This window comes from Xanthomonas axonopodis (assembly GCF_001304695.1).
In the GTDB taxonomy this organism is placed as follows: Bacteria; Pseudomonadota; Gammaproteobacteria; order Xanthomonadales; family Xanthomonadaceae; genus Xanthomonas; species Xanthomonas axonopodis.
Window position 1 is genome coordinate 1 of the sequence record NZ_JFAQ01000164.1, and the last position, 23,608, is coordinate 23,608.

The 23,608-nt window shown below is 65.0% G+C and carries 18 protein-coding genes and 1 pseudogene; 17 read left to right on the plus strand and 2 right to left on the minus strand.

Annotated elements, in window-relative coordinates:
- Positions 1–120: 120 nt before the first annotated feature.
- Positions 121–903 (minus strand): annotated as a pseudogene (locus XAXN_RS14810) (NRDE family protein).
- A gap of 317 nt (positions 904–1,220) precedes the next feature.
- On the opposite strand from XAXN_RS14810, the gene mraZ reads away from it, so the two are divergent.
- The 15 genes from mraZ to lpxC all read left to right on the plus strand — a co-directional run bounded on the left by mraZ (position 1,221) and on the right by lpxC (position 18,916).
- Positions 1,221–1,676: a division/cell wall cluster transcriptional repressor MraZ gene (gene mraZ, locus XAXN_RS14815; RefSeq protein ID WP_005910933.1), complete on the plus strand. Its 456-nt coding sequence runs from the start codon at positions 1,221–1,223 to the stop codon at positions 1,674–1,676.
- A gap of 14 nt (positions 1,677–1,690) precedes the next feature.
- The gene (gene rsmH, locus XAXN_RS14820) at positions 1,691–2,737 is read left to right on the plus strand and encodes a 16S rRNA (cytosine(1402)-N(4))-methyltransferase RsmH (protein ID WP_054320113.1); all 1,047 of its coding nucleotides are present in this window, start codon (positions 1,691–1,693) and stop codon (positions 2,735–2,737) included.
- A complete protein-coding gene (gene ftsL, locus XAXN_RS14825) occupies positions 2,734–2,997 on the plus strand; it encodes a cell division protein FtsL (protein ID WP_005991913.1) in 264 nt (87 codons plus the stop codon). Before rsmH ends, ftsL begins: the two co-directional genes overlap by 4 nt.
- A gap of 67 nt (positions 2,998–3,064) precedes the next feature.
- Positions 3,065–4,933 carry a peptidoglycan D,D-transpeptidase FtsI family protein gene (locus tag XAXN_RS14830; RefSeq protein WP_042821277.1) on the plus strand — a complete coding sequence of 623 codons (1,869 nt, stop codon included), beginning with the start codon at positions 3,065–3,067 and terminating at the stop codon, positions 4,931–4,933.
- An 8-nt stretch (positions 4,934–4,941) separates the two neighbouring features.
- Positions 4,942–6,417 carry a UDP-N-acetylmuramoyl-L-alanyl-D-glutamate--2,6-diaminopimelate ligase gene (locus XAXN_RS14835; protein WP_174515512.1) on the plus strand — a complete coding sequence of 492 codons (1,476 nt, stop codon included), beginning with the start codon at positions 4,942–4,944 and terminating at the stop codon, positions 6,415–6,417.
- Positions 6,414–7,925 carry a UDP-N-acetylmuramoyl-tripeptide--D-alanyl-D-alanine ligase gene (locus XAXN_RS14840; RefSeq protein WP_054320115.1) on the plus strand — a complete coding sequence of 504 codons (1,512 nt, stop codon included), beginning with the start codon at positions 6,414–6,416 and terminating at the stop codon, positions 7,923–7,925. Before XAXN_RS14835 ends, XAXN_RS14840 begins: the two co-directional genes overlap by 4 nt.
- Positions 7,915–9,000, plus strand: coding sequence for a phospho-N-acetylmuramoyl-pentapeptide-transferase (mraY, locus tag XAXN_RS14845; protein ID WP_054320116.1), 1,086 nt, complete (start codon positions 7,915–7,917; stop codon positions 8,998–9,000). Before XAXN_RS14840 ends, mraY begins: the two co-directional genes overlap by 11 nt.
- Complete coding sequence (gene ftsW, locus XAXN_RS14850) at positions 9,000–10,376, plus strand: putative lipid II flippase FtsW (RefSeq protein WP_054320117.1); 1,377 nt, start codon at positions 9,000–9,002, stop codon at positions 10,374–10,376. The genes mraY and ftsW overlap by 1 nt, the downstream gene beginning before the upstream one ends.
- On the plus strand, positions 10,373–11,665 hold the full coding sequence (gene murG / locus XAXN_RS14855; protein ID WP_054320118.1) for an undecaprenyldiphospho-muramoylpentapeptide beta-N-acetylglucosaminyltransferase: 1,293 nt from the start codon (positions 10,373–10,375) through the stop codon (positions 11,663–11,665). The genes ftsW and murG overlap by 4 nt, the downstream gene beginning before the upstream one ends.
- The gene (gene murC, locus XAXN_RS14860; RefSeq protein WP_054320119.1) at positions 11,662–13,095 is read left to right on the plus strand and encodes a UDP-N-acetylmuramate--L-alanine ligase; all 1,434 of its coding nucleotides are present in this window, start codon (positions 11,662–11,664) and stop codon (positions 13,093–13,095) included. The genes murG and murC overlap by 4 nt, the downstream gene beginning before the upstream one ends.
- A complete protein-coding gene (locus XAXN_RS14865; RefSeq protein WP_042821283.1) occupies positions 13,092–14,048 on the plus strand; it encodes a D-alanine--D-alanine ligase in 957 nt (318 codons plus the stop codon). Before murC ends, XAXN_RS14865 begins: the two co-directional genes overlap by 4 nt.
- A gap of 130 nt (positions 14,049–14,178) precedes the next feature.
- Positions 14,179–15,006 carry a cell division protein FtsQ/DivIB gene (locus XAXN_RS14870; protein WP_042821284.1) on the plus strand — a complete coding sequence of 276 codons (828 nt, stop codon included), beginning with the start codon at positions 14,179–14,181 and terminating at the stop codon, positions 15,004–15,006.
- A complete protein-coding gene (gene ftsA, locus XAXN_RS14875) occupies positions 15,003–16,238 on the plus strand; it encodes a cell division protein FtsA (protein WP_003485272.1) in 1,236 nt (411 codons plus the stop codon). Before XAXN_RS14870 ends, ftsA begins: the two co-directional genes overlap by 4 nt.
- Positions 16,239–16,523: 285 nt before the next feature.
- On the plus strand, positions 16,524–17,768 hold the full coding sequence (ftsZ, locus tag XAXN_RS14880) for a cell division protein FtsZ (protein ID WP_054320120.1): 1,245 nt from the start codon (positions 16,524–16,526) through the stop codon (positions 17,766–17,768).
- 236 nt (positions 17,769–18,004) lie between these two features.
- A complete protein-coding gene (lpxC, locus tag XAXN_RS14885; RefSeq protein WP_054320121.1) occupies positions 18,005–18,916 on the plus strand; it encodes a UDP-3-O-acyl-N-acetylglucosamine deacetylase in 912 nt (303 codons plus the stop codon).
- A 185-nt stretch (positions 18,917–19,101) separates the two neighbouring features.
- On the opposite strand, the gene XAXN_RS14890 is transcribed toward lpxC, so the two are convergent.
- Complete coding sequence (locus XAXN_RS14890; protein WP_054320122.1) at positions 19,102–19,548, minus strand: DciA family protein; 447 nt, start codon at positions 19,546–19,548, stop codon at positions 19,102–19,104.
- Between XAXN_RS14890 and XAXN_RS14895 the strand changes: the two genes are divergently transcribed.
- Positions 19,549–20,490 (plus strand): M23 family metallopeptidase, encoded by a 942-nt coding sequence (locus XAXN_RS14895; protein WP_054320123.1) that lies wholly within the window; start codon positions 19,549–19,551, stop codon positions 20,488–20,490.
- A 156-nt stretch (positions 20,491–20,646) separates the two neighbouring features.
- Complete coding sequence (secA, locus tag XAXN_RS14900) at positions 20,647–23,385, plus strand: preprotein translocase subunit SecA (RefSeq protein WP_054320124.1); 2,739 nt, start codon at positions 20,647–20,649, stop codon at positions 23,383–23,385.
- The last annotated feature ends 223 nt before the right edge of the window (positions 23,386–23,608 follow it).

Below are 23,608 nucleotides of genomic sequence, written 5' to 3' on the forward strand. Positions count from 1 at the left end.
GCCGGGACTGAACACCTAGCCGAACGAGCGGGTGAATAGCTCGTCGGTTTCTCCTGCGCAGAAACATCGTAATAGCGGTGCATGCGTCGCCTCCTCGGCTCTGCGCATGACGGTGGCTTGTCAACGCATTGCAGGGATCTCCAGGCGTGTCTCGCCCTGGAAAATCCCATTCGGCCCGAAGCGTCGTTCGTGGATGAAGCCGTGGCCGTGATGGTCCACCGCAACGATGGTGCTGGCGCGGGTGCCGTAGCTGGGGCCGCTGATGAAGGTGGCCGAGAGCAGGCGTTCGGTGGGCAGGTCCACGCCGGTCTGCGGTAGCGCGGCGTCCGGCGCGATGGCCGGGTTGCCCAGGGCGGCCCACAGCGGCTGTAGGTCTTCATCGCCGTCGGCGCACCAGCGGTGCAGCACCTTTGTCAGCGCGCAGCGGTCTTGGGCCACGGCGCCTCCAGCGGCCCGTTGGACATGCCATGGATGCCCGCAGCCAGTTGCCGTGCCAGTAGCGGGTGGTTGCTCAGGTGCTCGCAACGGTCGGCGTCGCACAGCAACAGGTTGAAAGGTGGGAACTCGTGGGCAGCACCGGCCAGTGCCTCGGCGTAGGCAGTAGCGCCCAGGCTGCTAGACAGCAGGCTGCCGGACAGATAGTCGGCGATCAGATGCCCACGCGAGCGCCCTGAGGCCGTGGCGAGCGGGTCACGCATTGGTGACCACCGCAGCGCGTCCGTCCTGACCCAGGCCAACCCAACTCCCGCCGGAGCGCAGGTCGCGGCCAGCCAGCACAGTGTCGGCCGGGGCGGCCCAACGCCTGAGCGCGGCGGTGGGACGTTCGTGGAACTCATCGCGGTTGCCTGCCAGCAGCAAACGCCAGCGCGGGTGGGCTTTCCAGGCAAGGGCGACCAGACACATGCCGCCGATTGTCACCTCGCTTGCGCGGTTGAGCTACGTCGCTGGCGCAATGTGAAGTGAGACGGTAGTTGGGTTTACATGGTCTTCACCGCCCTGAATTTCCGTTCAATCTCAAAATATGAGACGAAACAGCAAATTGTGGATAACCTTTGAACAAGTCTCTAAAGAGTGCTGCAACTTGTTGATGCAACTGGCGGATTTGCGGCCTTGAAAACTGTTGACAACCTTTGACGCACTGCTAAGGTGGGCAGCGGAGGGAAAACCAGGTGTTTTGTGGTTTTTCGTGGTTTAATGATCCCCCAGTGGGTATTTTGAGGTTGCATTCGGTGTTTCAGGGCGAGACTGCCATCACGGTGGACGACAAGGGGCGTATGGCGGTGCCAACCGCGTACCGCGACCTTGTTGCGCGTGTCAGCGGCAACCGCCTGGTCCTCACCTACAACCCGTTCGAAGCCGGATGCCTGTGGCTGTACGCGGAGAAGGAATGGGAGCGGGTGCGCGACGACGTGATGTCCAAGCCCAACACTCAGCGCGTGGTCCGCACGCTGCAGCAGAAACTGGTGGGTTCTTCGGCGGTGCTCGAGCTGGACGCCAACGGCCGTCTGAGCATCCCGGCCAGCCATCGCAACGCGGTTGGCATCGAGAAAAAAGCCGTGCTGCTGGGCATGGGCGACAAATTCGAACTCTGGAGCGAGCAGGCACATCGCGCACTGATCCAACAGACATTGTCTGACGGGGATCTGGGCGATGAATTGCTCGATCTCAGGTTGTGAGCCGGGGTGCCCGGATGCGCGGTGAAGCGCAGCCCGGTCACCCGGTGTCGCAGCCGCCGGCGGCCCATGTGCCGGTGCTGTACACGCAGGTTCTGGATGGCCTGCAAGTGACCGAAAACGGAACGTATCTGGATGGCACGTTCGGGTGTGGCGGGCACGCACGCGGCTTGCTGGAACACCTTGGCCCGGGAGGTCGACTGCTGGTGATGGACAAGGACCCCGAAGCGATCGCGGTGGCCGAACACAGCTTCGGTGGCGATGCGCGCGTGTCCATCCATCGCGGCAGTTTTGCCGGGCTCGGCCAGGTGGTTGCCGCGGCCACCGTCGACGGCATCCTGCTGGACCTGGGTGTGTCTTCGCCGCAGCTGGACATGGCCGGGCGCGGTTTCAGCTTCGGCAAGGACGGCCCGCTGGACATGCGCATGGACCCGGACAACGGCCAGAGCGCGGCGCAGTGGCTGGCGCAGGCCAGCGAGCGCGAGATCGCCGATGTGCTGTGGACCTATGGCGAAGAACGCCAGAGCCGCCGCATCGCGCGCGCCATCGTGGCGCGGCGCGCCGAACAGCCGCTGCTGCGCACCGCCCAACTGGCCGACCTGATCGCCTCGGTGATGCCGCGCGGCGACAGCAAGACCCACCCGGCCACGCGCAGCTTCCAGGCCATCCGCATCCACATCAATCGCGAGCTGGCCGATCTGGAAGCCGGGCTGGATGCCGCCCTGGGCGCGCTCAAGCCCGGCGGCCGGCTGGCAGTGATCAGCTTTCATTCGCTGGAAGACCGCATCGTCAAACAATTCATGGCCCGCTACGCCAAGGCCCCGCCGAGCAACCGCCGGCTGCCCGAAGCGCAGCCATTCGTGCCGACCCTGCAGCTGATCAGCGGCGCCATCAAGGCCGACGACGCCGAATTGAACGTCAACCCGCGCGCACGTACTGCGGTGTTGCGGGTGGCTGAAAAGCTGGGATTCGGGATTCGGAATTCGGGATTGGAGGAGCGCTCTAAGCGAATCCCCAATCCCCAATCCCCAATCCCGGCGTCTCCGAACGGAGACGCTGCATGAGCCGCCTGCTGCTCATCGTGCTGCTGGCTTGCAGCATCGCCTCGGCGATCGGTGTGGTGTACATGCGCCACATGCATCGCAAGCTGTTCGTGCAGTTGTCCAAGCTTGAACACACACGCGACGAATTGAATATCGAATTCGGCCGGCTGCAGCTGGAGCAGGCCACGTGGGCGGAAAGCAACCGGGTCGATCAGGTCGCGCGTGCGCGCATCGGGATGAAGTTCCCGGAGACCAACGACATCGTGGTGGTGCGCCCATGACAGGTTGGCAGAGCAGCCGTTTTGCACGGCGCAGTCGCCGCCAGGACGGCGCACGGGGAGGTGTGCGGTGAAGGCCGGTCGCAACCGCCCCCGTAGCAATTTCAATCTCCGTGGTCGCCTGACCCTGGTCGGCATTGCGCTTGGCCTGTGCTCGGTGACGCTGATCGGGCGCGCGGCATATGTGCAGCTGGTCAATCGCGATTTTTACCAGCGTCAGGGCGAAGCGCGTTACCTGCGCGAACTGCCCATCGCCACCTCGCGCGGCATGATCACCGACCGCAACGGCGAGCCGCTGGCGGTGTCCACGCCGGTGGAATCGATCTGGGTCAATCCGCAGGAACTGCTGCGCAACCCCGACCGCATTCCCGAGCTGGCCAAGGCGCTCGGGCAGCCGCTGGACGAATTGAACGCCAAGCTGGCACAAAAGGCCGGCAAGGAATTCATGTACCTGCAGCGCCGGATCAATCCGGACAAGGCACATGCCATCGTCGATTTGAAGATTCCCGGCGTGTTCTCGCAGCGCGAGTTCCGCCGCTTCTATCCGCAAGGCGAGGCGATGGCCCATGTGCTGGGTTTCACCAATATCGACGACCGCGGCCAGGAAGGTCTTGAGCTGGCGTTCGACGAATGGCTGCGCGGCAAGCCCGGCTCCAAGAAGGTGGTGCGCGATGCACGCGGCGCCATCGTGGAAAGCGTGGACCTGGTGCGTCCGGCGCAGCCGGGCAAGGACCTGACGCTGAGCATCGACCGCCGCATCCAGTTCCTGGCCTACAAGGAACTGCGTAAAGCCTTGGTCGAAAACAACGCGGCCGGCGGTTCGATGGTGGTGATGGACGTGGCCACCGGCGAAGTGCTGGCGATGGTCAACCTGCCCACCTACAACCCCAATTCGGTCACCGGCATCAATCCGTCGGCGCGCCGCAACCGGGCGGTCACCGATCTGGTCGAGCCGGGTTCGACGATGAAGCCGCTGACCGTGGCCACCGCGCTGACCGCCGGCGTGGTGACCAAGGACACCATTATCGACACCAACCCCGGCTACATGTCGGTGGGGCGCTTCACCATCCGCGATGTGCCGCGCAACAACGGCGTGCTCAACGTGACCGGCGTGATCACCCGTAGCTCGAACATCGGTGCGGCCAAGATCGCAGCCAAGGTGCCGGACCAGACCTTCTATCAGTCGATCCGCAACTTCGGGTATGGCAGCGCGCCGCATAGCGGGTTCCCCGGCGAATCGGCCGGCGTGGTGCTGCAGCCGGCGCGCTGGAGCGGCCCGTCCAAGACCACGATGTCCTACGGCTACGGTCTGTCGGTGACTCCGCTGCAGATTGCGCAGGCGTACGCCACGCTCGGCAACGGCGGCAAGCTCACTCCGCCGACCTTCGTGCGTGGCCAGCACAACGAAACCCGTCAGGTGATCACGCCGGAAGTGGCGCGCCAGGTCATCGACATGATGGAAACCGTGGTCACCCAGGGCGGCGCCAAGGGCGCGGCAGTTCTGGGGTACCACGTGGCCGGCAAGACCGGTACCGCACGCAAGAATGGCGCCAACGGCTACGAGCGCGGGCATTACAACGCACTGTTCGCCGGCCTGGTGCCGGCCACGCGCCCGCGTTTTGCCACCGTCATCGTGATCAACGATCCGCAAGGCAAGGTGTATTACGGCGGTTTGGTGTCGGCGCCGGTCTTCCACCGGGTGATGGAAGGCGCGCTGCGCCTGATGGACGTGCCGCCGGACGATATCCAGTCGTGGCTGGCCGCACAGGCTGCCGGCAAGACCGGCCAGCCGGTGGCCAAGCCGCAATCGGTCGATCCGGACCCGGCGCTGGTGCCGGACCCGGTGGATGAAGTCTCTGCCGGCATTCCGACCGCACTGGCGCCTGCGCCGGCTGCCGCGCCAGCGCAGCCCGCGCCATTGCAGGAGAGCCGCCAGTGAGCCGCTGCATGGCGCTTTCGCAGTTATTGCCGGACGTGGCGTTGACGCACGACGTGCAGGTGTCCGGGCTGGTGATGGATGGCCGTGCCGTGCGCCCGGGCGATGCGTTCGTGGCGATCGCCGGTTTCGGTGCGCATGGTCTGGGCTTTGTCGAACAGGCGCGCGCCAATGGCGCGGCGGCGGTGTTGTTCGAGCCGCCGGCGCCCGACGGTCTGCCGGTCCCGGTCGATGCGATTGCCGTGCCCGGTTTACGCGCGCGGCTTGGCGCGATGGCCGATCAATTTCATGGCCGGCCGTCGCAGGCGATGCGCATGGTCGGCGTTACCGGTACCAACGGCAAGACCTCCACCGTGCAGTTGCTGGCGCAGGCGTTGACGCTGCTCGGTACGCCCACCGGCACGCTCGGCACGCTGGGCGTGGGCCTGTACGGCGCGGCCGTGCCGACCGGTTTCACCACGCCGCTGGTGCTGCCCACGCATGCCCTGCTGGCGCAGTTGCGAGATGAGGGTGCGCAGGCCGTGGCAATGGAAGTCAGCTCGCACGCGCTCGATCAGGGCCGTGTGGATGCAGTGCATTTCGATGTGGCGGTGTTCACCAATCTCACCCGCGACCATCTCGACTACCACGGCGACATGGCGCAGTACGGTGCAGCCAAGGCCAAGCTGTTCACCCGCGCCGGGTTGAAGGCGGCCGTGGTGAACCTGGACGATGCGTTCGGCCACACGCTGTTCGCCGCGCTCGATCCGGCGCTGCGCGCGATCGGTGTGAGCTCGCGCGCGCATGCCGACGCCAGCGTGAGCGCGCAGGCACTGCAGCTGGACCACAACGGCATCAACTTTGCGTTGAATGTCCAGGGCGAAGTGCATCCGGTGCATTCGCCGCTGCTGGGCCGTTTCAACGTGGATAACCTGCTGGCCGTGGCCGGCGCGCTGTGGGCGATGGAGTTTGCGCCTGCGCGCATCGCCAGCGTGCTCGGCCAGTTGCAGCCCATCCATGGCCGCATGAACCGCCTCGGTGGCGCACATGGCGCACCGTTGGTGGTGGTCGATTACGCACACACGCCCGATGCGCTGGAACAGGCATTGAGCAGCCTGCGTTCGCATGCGCAGGACCGCCTGATCTGCGTGTTCGGCTGCGGCGGCGAACGCGACACCGGCAAGCGCCCGCAGATGGCGGCGATCGCCGAGCTCAAGGCCGACGTGGCGATCGTGACCGACGACAACCCGCGTGGCGAAGATGGCGATGCGATCGTGGCCGATATCCTGCGCGGCTTCGCGCGACCGGATGCGGCCATCGTGCAGCGCGACCGCGCCGCTGCGATCCATCAGGCCATCGGCATGGCCAGCCCGTCGGACATCGTGTTGATCGCCGGCAAGGGCCACGAGCCGTATCAGGAAGTTGCAGGCGTGCGGCATGCCTTCGACGACGCCATCGTGGCGGCGCAGGCGCTGCTGCCGCGGACCGTCTTGGGAGTGCGCCCATGAAGCTCACGCCCCTGTCGTTGATTGCCCATTGGGCGTGCGGCGAGCTGCACGGCGACGACGCCATGATCGATGCCGTCGGCAACGACACCCGCACGCTGGCCGACGGCAGCCTGTATGTGGCGCTGCGCGGCGAACGCTTCGATGGGCACGATTTCGCTGCCGAGGCGGTGGCGCGCGGTGCGAGCGGTTTGCTGGTCGATCGCCTGCTGCCGGCGCAGCGCGTGCCGCAGGTGGTGGTGAACAACACAGAGCTGGCGTTGGCGCGCATCGCCGCCGGCATGCAACGCGACCGCGCCACGCGTGTGCTTGCACTGACTGGCTCCAACGGCAAGACCAGCGTCAAGGCACTGCTGTTGTCGATCCTGACCGAAGCCGGGCGCGTGGATGGCACCACTGTGTACGCCACGCCGGGCAACCGCAACAACGAGATCGGCCTGCCGCTGGCGGTGATTGCCGCGCCTGACGATGCGGACTTTGCGATCTACGAAATGGGCGCCGGCAAGCCGGGCGATATCGCCTATCTCACCGAGATTGCGCAGCCGCATGTCGCACTGGTCAATAACATCGCGCCCGCGCATCTGGAACGCCTGGGCAGCCTGCTCGGCGTCGCACGGACCAAGGGCGCCATCTACGCCGCATTGCCTGCCGATGGTGTGGCGGTGATCAACGCCGACGACGCGTTCGGCATGTGGTTCGAACAGCAGTTGCAGACCCAGCCGGTGCAGGGACGTCGCGTGTTGCGCTATGGCTTGCAGGCCAGTGCCGAGATCACTGCGCGTCACCTGCGGCTGCACATTGGCGGGGTGCAGTTCACCCTGGTGACACCGCAGGGCGAGGCGCAGATTGCGCTGCCGTTACCCGGCCGTCACAGCGTGCTCAACGCACTGGCGGCAACCGGCCTTGCACTGGGTGCCGGCATTGCCTTGCCGGTGATCGCGGCCGGTCTGGCGCAGGCGCGCGCGGTGGCCGGCCGGCAGATTGCACAGACCTTGCCCAATGGCGCGGTACTGATCGACGACAGCTACAACGCCAACCCGGGCTCGCTGGATGCGGCCATCGATGCCTTGGCCGCCGCACCGGGCGAAGGCTGGCTGGTGCTGGGCGACATGCGCGAACTCGGCGCCGAAGGCGTTGCATTGCATGCCGCCGCCGGACGTCGCGCACGCGCCGCCAAGCTGCAGCGCCTGTACGCGCTGGGCGAGCTCAGCGCCGCCGCAGCGCAGGCATTCGGCAATGGCGGCCGCGTGTTCGCCACGCACGCCGAGTTGATCGACGCCTTGCAGGCGGATCTGGTAGATGCCGCCAGCCAGCAACAGCAAACGCCGCAGCACGGATCAGGAAATACGCAGGAACATGCAGTGATTCACCAGCAGCAATCGCTATCCATCAACGCTCTTGCGGGCGCCGCCTCCATCACGATCCTGGTGAAGGGCTCGCGCGGCAGCGCGATGGACCGCGTCGTCACCGCGCTGCTCGCATCGGCGGAGGGCGCATCCCATGCTGCTTGAGTTGGCCCGTTGGCTGCAGCAACTGGAGAGCCTGTTCGGGCTGTTCAACTATCTGACCTTCCGCGGCATCCTGGCGGCGCTGACGGCGCTGTTCCTGTCGCTGTGGATGGGCCCGGCGGTGATCCGCAAGCTCGCCCAGTTCAAGGGCGGCCAGCCGATCCGCCAGGACGGCCCGCAAACGCATTTTTCCAAGGCCGGCACGCCGACCATGGGCGGTTCGCTGATCCTGCTCACCGTCACCTTGTCGGTGCTGCTGTGGGGCGACCTGCGCAACCGCTATGTGTGGCTGGTGCTGGCGGTGATGATCTGCTTCGGTGCGATCGGCTGGTACGACGACTGGATCAAGATCGTCAAACGCGATCCCAATGGGTTGAAGTCGCGCTGGAAGTATCTGCTGCAGTCGATCTTCGGTCTGGCCGCCGGCTTGTTCCTGTACTACACCGCCGACGTGCCGGCGGCGATCACGTTCTACATCCCGATGTTCAAGTCGATCGCGCTGCCGCTGGCCGGCGTGAGCTTCGTGGTGATCGCCTACTTCTGGATCGTGGGCTTCTCCAACGCGGTGAACCTCACCGATGGGCTGGATGGTCTGGCCATCATGCCGACCGTGCTGGTGGCTTGCGCGCTGGGCGTGTTCGCGTATGCGTCCGGCAATGTGGTGTTTGCCGAATATCTGAAAATTCCGCTGATTCCCGGTGCCGGCGAGCTGATCATCATCTGCTCGGCGATCGCCGGGGCAGGGCTTGGTTTTCTGTGGTTCAACACCTATCCGGCGATGGTGTTCATGGGTGACATCGGCGCGCTGTCGCTGGGTGCGGTGCTCGGCACCATCGCGGTGATCGTGCGCCATGAGATGGTGCTGGTGATCATGGGCGGCGTGTTCGTGATCGAAACGCTGTCGGTGATTATCCAGGTGGCCAGCTTCAAGCTGACCGGCAAGCGCGTGTTCCGCATGGCGCCGATTCACCACCATTTCGAGCTCAAGGGTTGGCCTGAGCCGCGCGTGATCGTGCGCTTCTGGATCATTTCGGTGGTGCTGGTGCTGATCGGCCTTGCCACCTTGAAGGTGCGCTGATGAACGACATGTCCCGCCAGGCCACACGACTGGACGCCATCGGCGGCCGCTACGACCCGTGGCTGCTCGGGGCCGCCGTCACGCTCGCCTCGCTCGGTGTGGTGATGGTGGCGTCCAGTTCGATCGAACTGGACGCCAGTCCGTTCTATTACCTGACCCGCCACCTGCTGTTCCTGGGCGGCGGCATCGCGCTGGCGTTCTGGGCGATGCGCACCGAGCTCAAGACCATCGAACAGCACAACCAGATGCTCTTGCTGGCCTGTTTTGTGCTGCTCGTGGTGGTGTTCGTGCCTGGCCTGGGCAGCACCGTCAATGGCGCCAAGCGCTGGATCAATCTGGGCGTGTCGCGGTTCCAGGTGGTCGAATCGGTGAAAGTGTTCTACATCATCTGGCTTGCGAGCTATCTGGTGCGTTTCCGCGACGAGGTCAACGCGACCTGGCAGGCGATGCTCAAGCCGGTGTTCGTGGTCGGTTTCTTGGTCGGCCTGTTGCTGCTGCAGCCGGACTTCGGCTCCTCGATGCTGCTGCTGAGCGTGACTGCCTGCATGCTCGTGCTGGGCGGTGCGCCGATCGGGCGCATCATCCTGCCGATTCTGCTGTTGCTGCCGGCCCTGGTGGCATTGGTGATCTTCGAGCCGTACCGCATGCGGCGCGTGACCTCCTTCATGGACCCGTGGGTGGATCAGTTGGGCTCAGGCTACCAGCTGTCCAACGCGCTGATGGCCATCGGCCGCGGCCAGTGGACCGGCGTGGGCCTGGGTGCTTCGGTACAGAAGCTCAACTATCTGCCCGAATCGCATACCGACTTCATCTTCTCGGTGATCGCCGAGGAGCTGGGCTTTTTGGGTGTCTGCGGCGTGATCGGGCTATACGCGCTGTTGGTCGGTCGCGCCTTCTGGCTGGGCATGCGCTGTGTGGAAATGAAGCGGCATTTCTCCGGCTACATCGCTTTCGGCATCGGCCTGTGGATCGCGATGCAGAGCTTCGTGTCGATCGGTGTCAACCTGGGCATCCTGCCGACCAAGGGGCTGACACTGCCGCTGATTTCGTCGGGCGGCTCGTCGGTGCTGATGACCTGTCTTGCGATGGGCGTGCTGCTGCGGGTGTCCTACGAGGCCGATCGCGCCGAGCGCCTGCGCAGCAAGTTGTCTCCGCAGGGCGCGGCCCCCTCGCCAGCTGAGCCAGCCGAGCCGATGGTCGATTCGGTGTCGCCGGCTTACGCGCCTGCGCACAAGCCGCAACGCGACACTGCTGCTGCGCCCGCACCCGCCGCCGCACCGGTTGCCGCCGCCTATGTCGCACCGGCATCGGCCATCCTGCGCGGCACCAGCCGCATGCAACCGCGCGTGGAACCGACGTTCGGGAGAATTGCGTGAGCGTTTCTGCGAATGTCGCGCAAACGCCCGCACAGTCGTCTGCGCTGGCGCGGCCGGTCATGATTCTGGCCGGCGGCACCGGCGGGCACATCTTTCCGGGCTTGGCCGTGGCCAAGGTGCTGCGTGCGCGCGGCGTGCCGGTGACCTGGCTGGGTGCCGAGGGCGCCATGGAAACCCGCCTGGTGCCGCAGCACGATATTCCCATCGATACGCTGGCCATCAGCGGCTTGCGCGGCAAAGGCGTGGTGAAGTTGCTCGGTGCGCCGGTGCGGGTGATGCGCGCGGTGCGCGCTGCCGGCGTCGTGCTGCGCAAGCGCCAGCCGCGCGCAGTGATCAGCTTTGGCGGCTTTGCGGCCGGCCCGGGCGGCCTGGCCGCGCGCTTGCTCGGTGCGCCACTGCTGGTGCACGAACAAAATCGCGCACCCGGCATGACCAACAAGGTGTTGTCGCGTTTCGCGCGCCGCGTGTTGACCGGTTTTCCGGGCAGCTTCGCGGGCGAAGAAGCGGTGGGCAACCCGGTGCGCGCAGAAATCGCCGCATTGCCTGCGCCGGCCGATCGCCTGGTGGGTCGCACCGGCCCGGTACGCGTGCTGGTGCTGGGCGGCAGCCAGGGCGCGCGCGTGTTGAATCAGGCGGTGCCGGCAGCGCTGGTCGCACTCGGCCATCCGGAGGTCGACGTGCGCCATCAGTGCGGCGAAAAGCTGCGCGCCGAAGCCGAAGCGGCCTACCGACAGGCAGGCGTCAACGCCAGCGTCGAACCCTTCATCGCCGACATGGCCGCTGCCTATGCCTGGGCAGATCTGGTGGTGTGCCGCGCCGGCGCGTCCACCCTGGCCGAACTGTGCGCGGCCGGTGTCGGCAGCGTGCTGGTGCCGTTTGCCGCCGCCGTCGACGACCATCAAACCCGCAATGCCGAATACCTGGACGGCGCCAACGCCGCCGTGCTGCTCAAGCAGGACGATGGCCTGGCCGCGCGTCTACAACAGGTCTTGCAAAGCCTGCTCGCCGACCCGGCCCGTCGCCTGTCGATGGCCAACGCCGCCCGCACCCTGGCCAAACCGGACGCCGCCGAGCGCATTGCCGACATCATTCTTCAGGAAGCCGGGAGTGGGGATGGCCAGCCTCCGGCTGTCGAAGAGCGAGTGGGATTGGGGATTCGTGACAAGCAAATGCACAAGCAGGACAGCATGCAAACACCATTGAATGGCGACCGTTCGGTGCACTTGATCGCCACCAATCCCCAATCCCGAATCCCCAATCCCGGCACCTCCGCAGGAGGTGCCCCGTGATCCGCCGTCTGCAAGACAGTGGCGATCTGGTGCGCGCATTTCCGCGCGTGCATTTCGTCGGCATCGGCGGTACCGGCATGAGTGGTATTGCCGAGGTGATGCTGACGCTGGGCTATGAAGTGTCCGGCTCCGACAACGCCGACAATGCAGCCACGCGCCGGCTGGGCAAGCTGGGTGCGCGCGTGATGCGTGGGCATTCGGCGGCCAACGTGCTGGGTACCGATTGCGTGGTGGTGTCCAGCGCCATCCGCGAAGACAACCCCGAGCTGATGGAAGCGCGCAGCCAGCGCATTCCGATCATGCCGCGTGCGGCGATGCTGGCCGAGCTGATGCGCTTCCGCCGCGGCATTGCGGTGGCCGGCACGCATGGCAAGACCACCACCACCAGCCTGGCGGCTGCGGTGTTGAGCGAAGGCGGGTTGGACCCGACGTTCGTCATCGGCGGGCAGCTGCTGGCCGCCGGTGCCAATGCAAAGCTCGGTGGCGGCCAGTGGCTGGTGGCCGAAGCAGACGAGAGCGATGGCAGCTTCCTGCGCCTGAATCCATTGATGGCGGTGATCACCAACATCGATGCGGATCACCTGGAAAACTACGGCAACGATTTCGCGCGCGTGCAGGCTGCATTCGCCGAATTCCTGCAGCGCCTGCCGTTCTACGGTCTGGCGTTGCTGTGCATCGACGACCCGGAAGTGGCTGCTCTGGCCGGCAAGACGCCGCGCCACGTTATGAGCTACGGCATGAGCGAAAACGCCGATGTGCGTGCCGAAGATGTCGTGCAGGACGGCCCGCGCATGCGTTTTACGCTGCGCCTGCCCGAAGGCACCACCACGCCAGTGACGCTTGCGTTGCCGGGCCGCCACAATGTGCTCAATGCGCTGGCGGCGGCCGCGATCGGCTGGCAGCTCGGCGTGGCGCCGCAAACCATCGCACGCGCGCTGGAAAATTTCGCCGGCATCGGCCGCCGGTTCAACGATCTGGGCGAAGTCACCACCAGCAGCGGCGCACGCGTGCGCGTGGTCGACGATTACGGCCATCACCCGCGCGAACTCGAAGCCGTGTTCGCCGCCGCGCGGAGCGGCTGGCCGGACAAGCGCCTGGTCGTCGCCTTCCAGCCGCACCGCTATAGCCGCACCCGCGACCAGTTCGACGCCTTTGCCGCGGTGCTCAGCATGGTCGATGCCTTGGTGCTGAGCGAGGTCTACCCCGCCGGTGAAGCGCCGATCCCGGGCGCCGACTCGCGCGCACTGGCGCGCGCCATCCGTGCGCGCGGCCGCAGCGAGCCGGTAGTGGTCGGCCAGATCGCCGGTCTTGCCGAAGTATTGCCGGACGTCCTGCAAGACGGCGACCTGCTGTTGATGATGGGCGCCGGCGATATCGGTTACGTGGCTCAGCACATCATCAACAACGGGTTTGTCGGAGAGCAGGCATGAGCGCGGTGATCGGCAACGCCCGCACCAGCGATCCGGGAGCCTTTGGCCGCGTTGCCGTACTGCTCGGCGGCACTTCGTCCGAGCGTGAGGTGTCGTTGAATTCCGGCAGCAACGTGCTCGAAGCGCTGCGCGCACGCGGCGTCGATGCGCATCCGGTCGATGGTATTGCGGCGTTGGCCAAGGCCTTGGTCGCGCAGCAGTTCGATCGCGTGTTCAACGTACTGCACGGACATAACGGCGGCGGCGAAGACGGCATCGTGCAGGGCCTGATGGAAGCCTTCGGCGTGCCTTATACCGGCTCGGACGTGTTGGGCTCGGCGCTGAGCATGGACAAGATCCGCACCAAGCAGGTGTGGTTGTCGCTGGGCCTGTCGACGCCGCGCTATGCGCGACTGGCCGCCGGCGCGAGCGCCGAGGACATTCACGCTGCTGCATGCCAGATCGGGTTGCCGGTCATCGTCAAGCCGGCCAATGAAGGTTCCAGCGTCGGCGTCAGCCGTGTGTTCGATCAGGCGCAGCTGGAAGAGGCGGTGGTGCTGGCGGCGCGTTATGACGGCGCGCTGTTGATGGAGCAATTGATCGAGGGCGACGAACTCACCGTGGCCGTGCTCGGCGAGACCGCCTTGCCGTCCATCCGCATCGTGCCCAAGGGGCAGTGGTACGACTACAACGCCAAATACATCGCCGAGGACACGCAGTATCTGTGCCCGGGCCTGGAAGGCGAAGCCGAAGCGCAGGTCCGCCAGCTGGCGCTGGAGGCCTTCCGCGCTGCCGGCTGCGGTGGCTGGGGCCGTGTAGACGTGATGCGCGATGGCAGCAGTGGCCAGCTGTACCTGCTGGAAGTGAACACCGCTCCCGGCATGACCAGCCATTCGCTGGTGCCCAAGGCCGCCCGCCAGCTCGGCATCGATTTCGAAGAACTGGTCTGGCGCGTGCTGGAGCAGACGCTGTGAAGCCGGGATTGGTGATTCGGCATTCGGGATTGGTGAACGGCGGCGCCATGAGCGCTGTTGCTGTTGCTGTTGCTGTTGCTGTGACGAATCCTCAATCCCTAATGCCGAATCCCGTGTGCGGAGCGCGCGCATGAACGCCACCCTGCGCATCCTGGCCTGGTTGCTCGCGCTGGCGTTGGTCGCGTTGCCGGTGGTGGCCGTGCTCAATGGCTGGGTCGGTGCCGAGCGCTGGCCGTTGGCGAAGTTGCGGGTGTCCGGCGATTTCAAGCGGGTGCCGGACGAAGAGTTGCGTGCCGTGGTGTTGCCGTATGCGCGTGCGGGCTTTTTTGCCGTGAAATTGCAGCAGGCGCAGGACGCTATCGCGCGTTTGCCGTGGGTGGAAAGTGCGCAGGTGCGCAAGCGTTGGCCGGACGTGCTGGAAGTGCACGTGACCGAGCACAAGCCGTTCGCGCGGTGGGGCACCGACCGCATGTTGTCCGAGCAGGGCCGTCTGTTTCGCACCCCGCCGCTGTTGAAGGATTTCAAGTTGCCGCAACTCGGTGGGCCGGACAGCAAGACCCAGGACGTGGTGGCGCTGTACAACGAATCGCGCGCCCTGTTCGCACCGACCGGGCTGGATGTGGAGCGTCTTGAAATGGACGCGCGCGGCAGCTGGTCGCTAGGGCTGAGCAATGGCGTGCAGATCGTGGTGGGCCGCGACGATGCACGCGCACGCTTGCAGCGCTTCGCCCGCGTGCTGCCGCAGCTGTCCGATCCACAGCGCCCCATCGCCCGCGCCGACCTGCGCTACACCAACGGATTTACGGTTGAAAGGCGGGGATTAGAGAGTGGGGATTCGGGATTGGAAAAAGCGCAGCCCCGGCATCGCGCAACACCTTCCGCACCTCCCGTCGCCCTGGCATTTCCGCGTTTCCCCAATCCCGTATCCCGAATCTCGAATCCCGGCTTTAAGACATGAATCGCAAAGGCGACAAATCCCTCATCGTTGGACTGGACATCGGCACCTCCAAGGTCGTTGCGCTGGTTGGCGAATACTCGCCTGGCAATCCGATCGAGGTGATCGGCATCGGTTCGCATGAATCGCGCGGTCTCAAGCGCGGCGTGGTGGTGGATATCGAATCCACCGTGCAGTCGATCCAGCGCGCCGTGGAAGAAGCCGAGCTGATGGCCGGCTGCGAGATCCGCTCGGTGTACGCTTCGATTTCCGGCAACCACGTGCAGTGCAAGAACTCGCCAGGCATCGTGCCGATCCGCGATGGCGAAGTGACCTGGAGCGATCTGGAGCGCGTGCTCGATGCCGCCAAGGCTGTGGCCATTCCGGCAGATCAGCGCATCCTGCATGCGATTCCGCGCGAGTATGTGCTAGACGATTCTCAGGAAGGCATCCGCAACCCGGTCGGCATGACCGGCGTGCGCCTGGAGGTGCATGCGCACCTGGTGGTGTGCGCGCAGTCGGCCGCGGCCAACATCACCAAGTGCGTGCAGAAGTGTGGCCTGCAGGTCGACGATCTGGTGCTGTCCTCGCTGGCCTCCTCGGTGGCCGTGCTGACCGCAGACGAGCGCGAGCTGGGCGTGGTGCTGGTGGACATCGGCGCCGGCACCACCGATTTGGCGGTATATGTGCAAGGCGCGATCTGCCACACCGCTTCGCTGCCGATCGCCGGCGACCATGTCACCAACGACATCGCGCACATGCTGCGCACGCCGACGCCGGAAGCCGAGCAGATCAAGGTCCGCTACGCCTGCGCGCTGGCGCAGCTGGCCACCGCCGAAGAAAGCATCCAGGTGCCGTCGGTGGGCGACCGCCCGCCGCGTCGCATGCCGCGCCACGCACTCGCGCAGGCGGTGCAGGGCCGTTACGAGGAAATCTTCGAGATGGTGCAGGCCGAATTGCGGCGCTCCGGTTTCGAAGAAATGGTGCGCGCCGGCATGGTGCTCACCGGTGGCGCCTCGAAGATGGAAGGCGTGGTGGAACTGGCCGAAGAAATGCTGCAGATGCCGGTGCGCGTGGGCATCCCCCAGCACGTCACCGGCCTGGGCGAAGTCGTCGGCAACCCGGTGCACGCCTCCGGCGTGGGCCTGTTGCTGATGGGCAGCCAGATCGAGCATCCGCGTCGCCCGTCGATTCCGACCGGGCGTGCAGGAAGCTTGTTCAAGAAATTGAAGAATTGGTATCGCGGCGAATTTTGAGGGGCCGGGATTCGGGATTCGGGATTGGAAAGAGCGAAAGAGAAGCAGGGTGGCGGCGAAGATAAGTAGAGAGCGGCGAGCAGGTAGGCGGTAAACTTTTTTTTGCAGGCATTGCGTCGAGGAGCAGGTGTGGTGAGTCGTTGAGCGCATAGCGCATCGATGGCCGCGCAACCGAGGCCCGACTTTCAAACAACAACACTCGCCGTGATGCGGAGTGGGCAGGGACCAGCGCTTTTGCGAATCCCCAATCCCCACTCCCCAATCCCGGCTCAAGAGGACACTGACATGGCACATTTCGAACTGATTGAAAAAATGGCTCCCAACGCGGTCATCAAGGTCGTTGGCGTCGGCGGCGGCGGCGGTAACGCGGTTGCCCACATGGTCAACACCAACGTCGATGGCGTGGAATTCATCACCGCCAACACCGACTCGCAGGCGATCAAGAACTGCGGTGCCAAGCTGCAGCTGCAGCTCGGCACCAACGTCACCAAGGGCCTGGGCGCAGGCGCCAATCCGGAAGTCGGCCGTCAGGCCGCGCTGGAAGATCGCGAGCGCATCATGGACGCGCTGCAGGGTGCGGACATGGTGTTCATCACCGCCGGCATGGGCGGCGGCACCGGCACCGGCGCCGCACCGGTCGTCGCGCAGCTGGCCAAGGAAATGGGCATCCTGACCGTGGCCGTGGTCACCAAGCCGTTCCCGTTCGAAGGCCGTCGCCGTATGCAGGTGGCGCTGAAGGGCATCGAGGAACTGAGCCAGCATTGCGACTCGCTGATCACCATCCCCAATGAAAAGCTGATCACCGTGCTGGGCCGCAACGCCACCATGATCCAGGCGTTCCGCGCTGCCAACGACGTGCTGCAGGGCGCGGTGCAGGGCATCGCCGACCTGATCGTGCGCCCCGGCCTGATCAACGTCGACTTTGCCGACGTGCGCACCGTGATGTCGGAAATGGGCCTGGCCATGATGGGCACCGGTTCGGCCCGCGGCGACGATCGCGCGCAGGCCGCTGCCGAAGCCGCCATCCAGAACCCGCTGCTGGACGATGTGAACCTGGCCGGTGCCAACGGCATCCTGGTCAACATCACCGCCGGCCCGGACTTCACCATGTCCGAGTTCGACGAGATCGGCCGCACTATCGAAGCCTTCGCGTCGGAAGATGCGACCGTGGTCGTGGGCACCGTGCTCGACCCGGACATGCAGGACGAAGTGCGCGTGACCGTGGTCGCCACCGGCCTGAACCGTGCGGTTGCCCGTCAGACCCAGCGTCCGGACCAGCGCGCGCCGATCAAGTTGGTGCGCAATGCCACCACCGGCCAGCCGGAATTCGGCGATTTCGACACCAACAGCGGCGATGTGGTGTCCAAGGCGGTCGGCGGCAGCATGGGCCTGGGCCTGCGTCGTCCCAGCAGCGACTCGGTCGGCAGCAGCAGCGGCAACCACAACAGCGGCGGCGCCTCGACGCCGGCGGCAGACCTGCCCAACGATTACCTGGATATCCCGGCGTTCCTGCGCCGCCAGGCCGACTGAGGATCGTCGGCTGCGTCGCTACGGTGACGCAGCCCGTCCTGCCCGGAGCCCGCTTCGGGTTGCACTGCCATGTCATGTCATTCCTGCCGGATCGGTGCCGATCCGGCAGCTTTTGTTGTCGCGTGACTGACTGATTACGGTTGCCGTCACGCGCGACTTGTTAAAATTCGGATAATCTCAGCGGAATTAGACAGTCGGTTCAGCGTCTGTCTGCATTGTTCATCCAGACTTCGCATATGACTCAGCAACGCACTCTCAAGAACACCATTCGCGCCACCGGCGTCGGCCTGCACAGCGGCGACAAGGTGTACATGACGTTACGACCGGCTCCGGTCGATCATGGCGTGGTGTTCCGACGGGTGGACCTGGAACCGGTCGTCGAAGTGCCTGCAGATGCCGAGTTGGTCACCGAGACCACGCTGTGCACCGGGCTAACCTGCAACGGTGCCAAGATCCAGACCGTCGAACATCTGATGTCCGCACTGGCGGGCCTTGGTGTTGACAACGTCATCGTCGAACTGTCCTCGGCCGAGTTGCCGATCATGGATGGTTCGTCCGGTCCGTTCGTGTTCCTGCTGCAGTCGGCAGGCATCGTCGAACAGAGCAAGCTCAAGCGCTTCATCCGGATCAGGCAGACGGTGGAAGTGCGCGACGGCGACAAGGTGGCGCGCTTTGAGCCCTACGAGGGCTACAAGCTTGGCTTCACCATCGAATTCAATCACCCGATGATTCCGGCCAAGCAGTCGCGCCAGGAAATCGAGTTCTCCACTTCGGCGTACGTCAAGGAAATTTCGCGCGCGCGCACCTTCGGTTTCATGCGCGACCTTGAGTACATGCGCGAGCGCAATCTGGGCTTGGGCGGTTCGATGGACAACGCCATCGTGCTGGACGAGTTCCGCGTGCTCAACGAAGACGGCCTGCGCTACACCAACGAATTCGTGCGGCACAAGATTCTGGACGCCATCGGCGACCTCTATCTGGCTGGCGGCGCCATCCTCGGTGCCTACGAAGGCTTCAAATCCGGCCACGCCCTCAACAACAAACTGGTGCGTGCGCTGTTGGCCGACCAGACCGCCTGGGAATGGGTCAGCTTCCCGGAAGGCACCGAACAACCGCCGGTCACCTACGCCAGCCCCGTCTACGCCTGATGTCGGGGAATGCCCTAGTTGGCGTTCGAAGTGTGAAGCAAGTCGGATTTCCGGCCTATTATTAACGTTTATTTAATACTTCCCTAACTCCTGCGGGCCACATGACCGCTAGGATGCGCTGGGTCGTCTGCGGTCTTCGCAACTCTTTTACGCACTGGCGGCCGCTTCGGATTGGCTGCACGGCTTTACCGTTTGGTCGGTAACACGTCCTGCAGAGAAGCCAACGCGTCGCGCAAGCCGTTGTGCGTCGCTTCGGAGACAGGTTTTGGACGATCGCGGTTCTGCTGCGTTGGGGAATGCAGCGGCACGGTTGCGGTCTTGACGGTCACCGCGGTGGCCTTCAGTCCAAGGGATCGGGCGGCATCCAGGATTTGGGTTTCGGCAAGCCGCACCTTGGCATGCCAGACCGGCGAATCCACCAGAAGAACGAGCTGTTCGCCTCGCACATTGGCCAACCGGCAACGGGTGGCCAGATGAGGTGGTAACAGGGGGCGCAACTGCCGGTCCAGCGCATCGAGCCACAAGGCTCGGCGCAAGGGGTCGCCAGCCTTTTCACCCAGCGCGGCCTCGATGGCCGGTTGTGGAGTGGAAGGGTTGCGTGCGTTGGACTTGGGTTTGGACATGACAGTCATATGGCGTTGAACAAAGTTGTAATCAAATCTCGGCAGACCCGGGCCCAGCGTGTGGCCCGACAGTTCCAGGACTTTGCAGCAGATCGGCCGATGGTGGTGCTTGGTGCGGTATTGGGCCTGGGCATGCTGATCGGCGTCGGTGCAAGCACCGCTACCGGCATGGTGACCAATTCGGCGTTGCAGGCCAAGGTCGCGCAGCAGCATGCCGAGCTGGCACAGGCGCAGCGCGCCTCGCAGGCGCAGGTCAATGCACTGGCCGCGCGTCTGGGCGAGCTGCAGGCGCAGGCCACCCGCCTCAACGCGTTGGGCGAGCGCCTGACCGAAATGGGCAAGTTGAAGGACGGCGAGTTCGACTTCGATGAGTCGGTCGGCGTCGGTGGCGGCGATGAGCCGGTCAGCGACATGCCCGTGAAAGACCTCAAGGAGACGCTAGGGCAAGTGGAGCAGCAGTTCTCCGCCTCCGGCCAGCAATTGAATGTGCTGGCCTCGCTGATGTTCGATCACCAGCTGGAGCAGAATTCGATGCCCTCGCGGATGCCGATCCGCAACACCTACATCACCTCCGGTTTCGGCGGTCGCGCCGATCCGTTCGACGGCGGTTCGGCCTTCCACAAGGGCGTGGACTTCCATGCCAACGTGGGCGACCCGGTGCTGTCGGTCGCCGATGGCGTGGTCAGCTATGCCGGTGTGCGCGGCGGCTACGGCAACGTGGTCGAAGTGGATCACGGCAACGGCTATGTGACCCGCTACGCGCACAACTCGCGTCTGGTGGTGAAGGTGGGCGATCTGGTGCGCGCCGGCCAGCAGATCGCGCGTGCCGGCTCCAGCGGCCGCTCGACCGGTGCACACGTGCATTTCGAGGTGTGGGCGGACGGGCGCGTGGTCAATCCGCGCAAGTTCCTGGGTGAAGCCACGCCGGTGGGACGTCAGGGGCGCGGTTGACCAGGGCGCGGGCCGCGCTTGATTCGTGAAGGCCCGCCCCAAGCTACAATAGGGTGTTGCCATCGACAGGGCGCAGTGCGCCCTGTTTCGTTTACGGCGGTCGGGTCTGTGGGGACCGGCGTCGGTCAAACCGTTCCTTTTCAACCGGTTTCTTCAATGATCAACAGTCTGCTTACCCGTGTCTTTGGCAGTCGTAACGAACGCCAGCTGCGCCAGCTCAACCGCCTCGTCACCCAGATCAATGCGCTGGAGCCGACGATCGAGAAGCTCTCCGACGCCGAGCTGCAAGCCAAGACCCCGGAGTTCAAGCAGCGGCTTGCCGCCGGCGAGTCCCTGGACAAGATCCTGCCTGAAGCCTTTGCGGTGTGCCGCGAGGCCAGCCGCCGCGTGCTGGGCATGCGCCATTACGATGTGCAGCTGATCGGCGGCATGGTGCTGCATCTGGGCAAGATCGCCGAGATGCGCACCGGCGAAGGCAAGACCCTGGTGGCCACGCTGCCGGTGTACCTCAACGCGCTGCAAGGCGAGGGCGTGCATGTGGTCACCGTCAACGACTACCTGGCGCGCCGCGACGCCGCGCAGATGGGCAAGTTGTACAACTGGCTGGGCCTGAGCGTGGGCGTGGTGTATCCGGGCATGCCACACAGCGACAAGCGCGAGGCTTACGGCGCGGACATCACCTACGGCACCAATAACGAATTCGGCTTCGATTACCTGCGCGACAACATGGCGCTGTCGCGGGCCGACCGCTACCAGCGCAATCTGCATTACGCCATCGTCGACGAAGTGGACTCGATCCTGATCGACGAAGCGCGCACCCCGCTGATCATTTCCGGCCCGGCCGACGAATCGCCGGAGCTGTACATCCGCGTCAACCGCATCGTGCCGCAGCTGACCAAGCAGGAAAGCGAAGAGGGCGATGGCGACTTCTGGGTCGATGAGAAAGGCAAGCAGGTGCATCTGTCCGAGGCGGGCATGGGCCACGCCGAAGAGCTGCTGTTGCAGGCCGGCATCCTGGAAAACGCCGAAGACGGCCTGTACGCCGCGCAGAACCTGAGCGTGGTGCATCATCTCAACGCCGCGCTGCGTGCGCATGCGATCTATCAGCGCGATGTGGACTACATCGTGCGCGATGGCGAAGTGGTGATCGTGGACGAATTCACCGGCCGCACGCTGTCCGGGCGCCGCTGGTCCGACGGCCTGCACCAGGCGGTCGAAGCAAAGGAAGGCGTGCCGGTCCAGCGCGAGAACCAGACCCTGGCCAGCATCACCTTCCAGAACCTGTTCCGCATGTACAAGAAGCTGTCCGGCATGACCGGTACGGCCGACACCGAAGCCTACGAATTCCAGAGCATCTACGGCCTGGAGGTGGTGGTGATCCCGACCAACCGCCCGACCGTGCGCAAGGACCATCCGGACCAGGTGTTCCTCAACCGCAAGGGCAAGTTCAACGCGGTGCTGGCCGACATCGAAGACTGCGCCAAGCGCGGCCAGCCGGTGCTGGTGGGTACCACCTCGATCGAAACCTCGGAGATGCTGTCCGAGCATCTGCGCAAGGCAGGCGTGAAGCACGAAGTGCTCAATGCCAAGCAGCACGAGCGCGAAGCCACCATCGTGGCCAATGCCGGCCAGCCGGGCGCGGTGACCATCGCCACCAACATGGCCGGTCGCGGTACCGATATCGTGCTGGGCGGCTCGTTGGAATCGGAGTATCACGCGCTCGGCGAAGACGCCACCGAAGACGCGCGCTTCAAGATCAAGACCGAATGGCAGCGTCGTCATGACGCGGTCAAGGCGGCCGGCGGCCTGCACATCATCGGTACCGAACGCCACGAATCGCGGCGTATCGACAACCAGCTGCGCGGCCGTGCCGGTCGTCAGGGCGACCCGGGTTCGTCGCGCTTCTATCTGTCGCTGGAAGACAACCTGATGCGCATCTTCGCCTCGGACTGGGTCCAGAAGGCGATGCGCATGATGGGCATGAAGGAAGACGACGTCATCGAAGATCGCCTGGTCAGCCGGCAGATCGAAAAGGCGCAGCGCAAGGTGGAAGCGCATAACTTCGACATCCGCAAGAACTTGCTGGATTTCGACGACGTCAACAACGATCAGCGTAAGGTGATCTACGCCCAGCGCGATGAATTGTTGGACGCCGAGTCGGTCAAGGACAACGTCGACGGTATTCGCGGCAATGTGATCTACGACCTGGTCGCACGCTTCGTGCCGCCCAATTCGGTCGACGAACAGTGGGACCTGAAAGGTCTGGAAGCCACGCTGGAGTCGGAGCTGGGCATGACCTTGTCGCTGACCGACGTGGTGCGCGTGCAGGAAGAAATCGACGCCGAGCAGATCGCCGCGAAAGTCCAGACAGCGGTGGATGCGCACTTCGCCGAGAAGGAAGCCGCCATCGGCGCGGACACCATGCGCGCGCTGGAGAAGCACGTGATGCTGACCGTGCTCGACCAGGGCTGGAAGGAGCATCTGGCCAAGATGGACTATCTGCGCCAGGGCATCTATCTGCGCGGTTATGCGCAGAAGCAGCCCAAGCAGGAATACAAGAAGGAAGCCTTCGAGCTGTTCTCCGAAATGCTGGAGAACGTCAAGCGCGAGGTGATCAACCTGCTGGCGCGCGTGCGCATTCGCAGCGAAGAAGAAGTGGCCGAACTGGAAGAGCAGGAACGTCTCCAGGCGCAGGCGCGCTTGATGGCCTCGCAATTCCAGCACCAGGAGGCGGGCGGCTACGGTGCCGACGAGGAAGTGGAACAGATGCAGGGCGGCAACGCGCCTGTGCCGGTGTCGCAGGTCACCCGCGACGAACCCAAGGTGGGCCGCAACGACCCATGCCCGTGCGGCAGCGGCAAGAAGTACAAGCACTGCCACGGTCAGCTCAACTGATGCTGAGCTGACCGTGGGGCAGCCCGCGGCGCGGGCTGCCCACCAGGCCACCGCGTAGCGGACGCCTGGCGCACGGTCCCTTGCTACCGATCCCCTGCGCCTTCGGCGCGCCCCCCCTTGCCAAGGGGGGGCTTTGCTTTCGGAACTATCGCGATGCTTTTGCAAGCCACGAGGTTACGCAGGAAAGTACGGCGTTGGTTTGCCGTGGAGGCGGAGGTTGGGG

Excerpts from the sequence above, each read along its gene's own strand:
- rsmH (WP_054320113.1), top strand. The coding sequence starts at position 1,691 with ATGCGCGGTGAAGCGCAGCCCGGTCACCCGGTGTCGCAGCCGCCGGCG.
- ftsL (WP_005991913.1), top strand. The coding sequence starts at position 2,734 with ATGAGCCGCCTGCTGCTCATCGTGCTGCTGGCTTGCAGCATCGCCTCG.
- XAXN_RS14835 (WP_174515512.1), top strand. The coding sequence starts at position 4,942 with ATGGCGCTTTCGCAGTTATTGCCGGACGTGGCGTTGACGCACGACGTG.
- XAXN_RS14840 (WP_054320115.1), top strand. The coding sequence starts at position 6,414 with ATGAAGCTCACGCCCCTGTCGTTGATTGCCCATTGGGCGTGCGGCGAG.
- mraY (WP_054320116.1), top strand. The coding sequence starts at position 7,915 with ATGCTGCTTGAGTTGGCCCGTTGGCTGCAGCAACTGGAGAGCCTGTTC.
- ftsW (WP_054320117.1), top strand. The coding sequence starts at position 9,000 with ATGAACGACATGTCCCGCCAGGCCACACGACTGGACGCCATCGGCGGC.
- XAXN_RS14865 (WP_042821283.1), top strand. The coding sequence starts at position 13,092 with ATGAGCGCGGTGATCGGCAACGCCCGCACCAGCGATCCGGGAGCCTTT.
- XAXN_RS14870 (WP_042821284.1), top strand. The coding sequence starts at position 14,179 with ATGAACGCCACCCTGCGCATCCTGGCCTGGTTGCTCGCGCTGGCGTTG.
- ftsA (WP_003485272.1), top strand. The coding sequence starts at position 15,003 with ATGAATCGCAAAGGCGACAAATCCCTCATCGTTGGACTGGACATCGGC.
- ftsZ (WP_054320120.1), top strand. The coding sequence starts at position 16,524 with ATGGCACATTTCGAACTGATTGAAAAAATGGCTCCCAACGCGGTCATC.
- lpxC (WP_054320121.1), top strand. The coding sequence starts at position 18,005 with ATGACTCAGCAACGCACTCTCAAGAACACCATTCGCGCCACCGGCGTC.
- XAXN_RS14890 (WP_054320122.1), bottom strand. The coding sequence starts at position 19,548 with ATGACTGTCATGTCCAAACCCAAGTCCAACGCACGCAACCCTTCCACT.
- XAXN_RS14895 (WP_054320123.1), top strand. The coding sequence starts at position 19,549 with ATGGCGTTGAACAAAGTTGTAATCAAATCTCGGCAGACCCGGGCCCAG.
- secA (WP_054320124.1), top strand. The coding sequence starts at position 20,647 with ATGATCAACAGTCTGCTTACCCGTGTCTTTGGCAGTCGTAACGAACGC.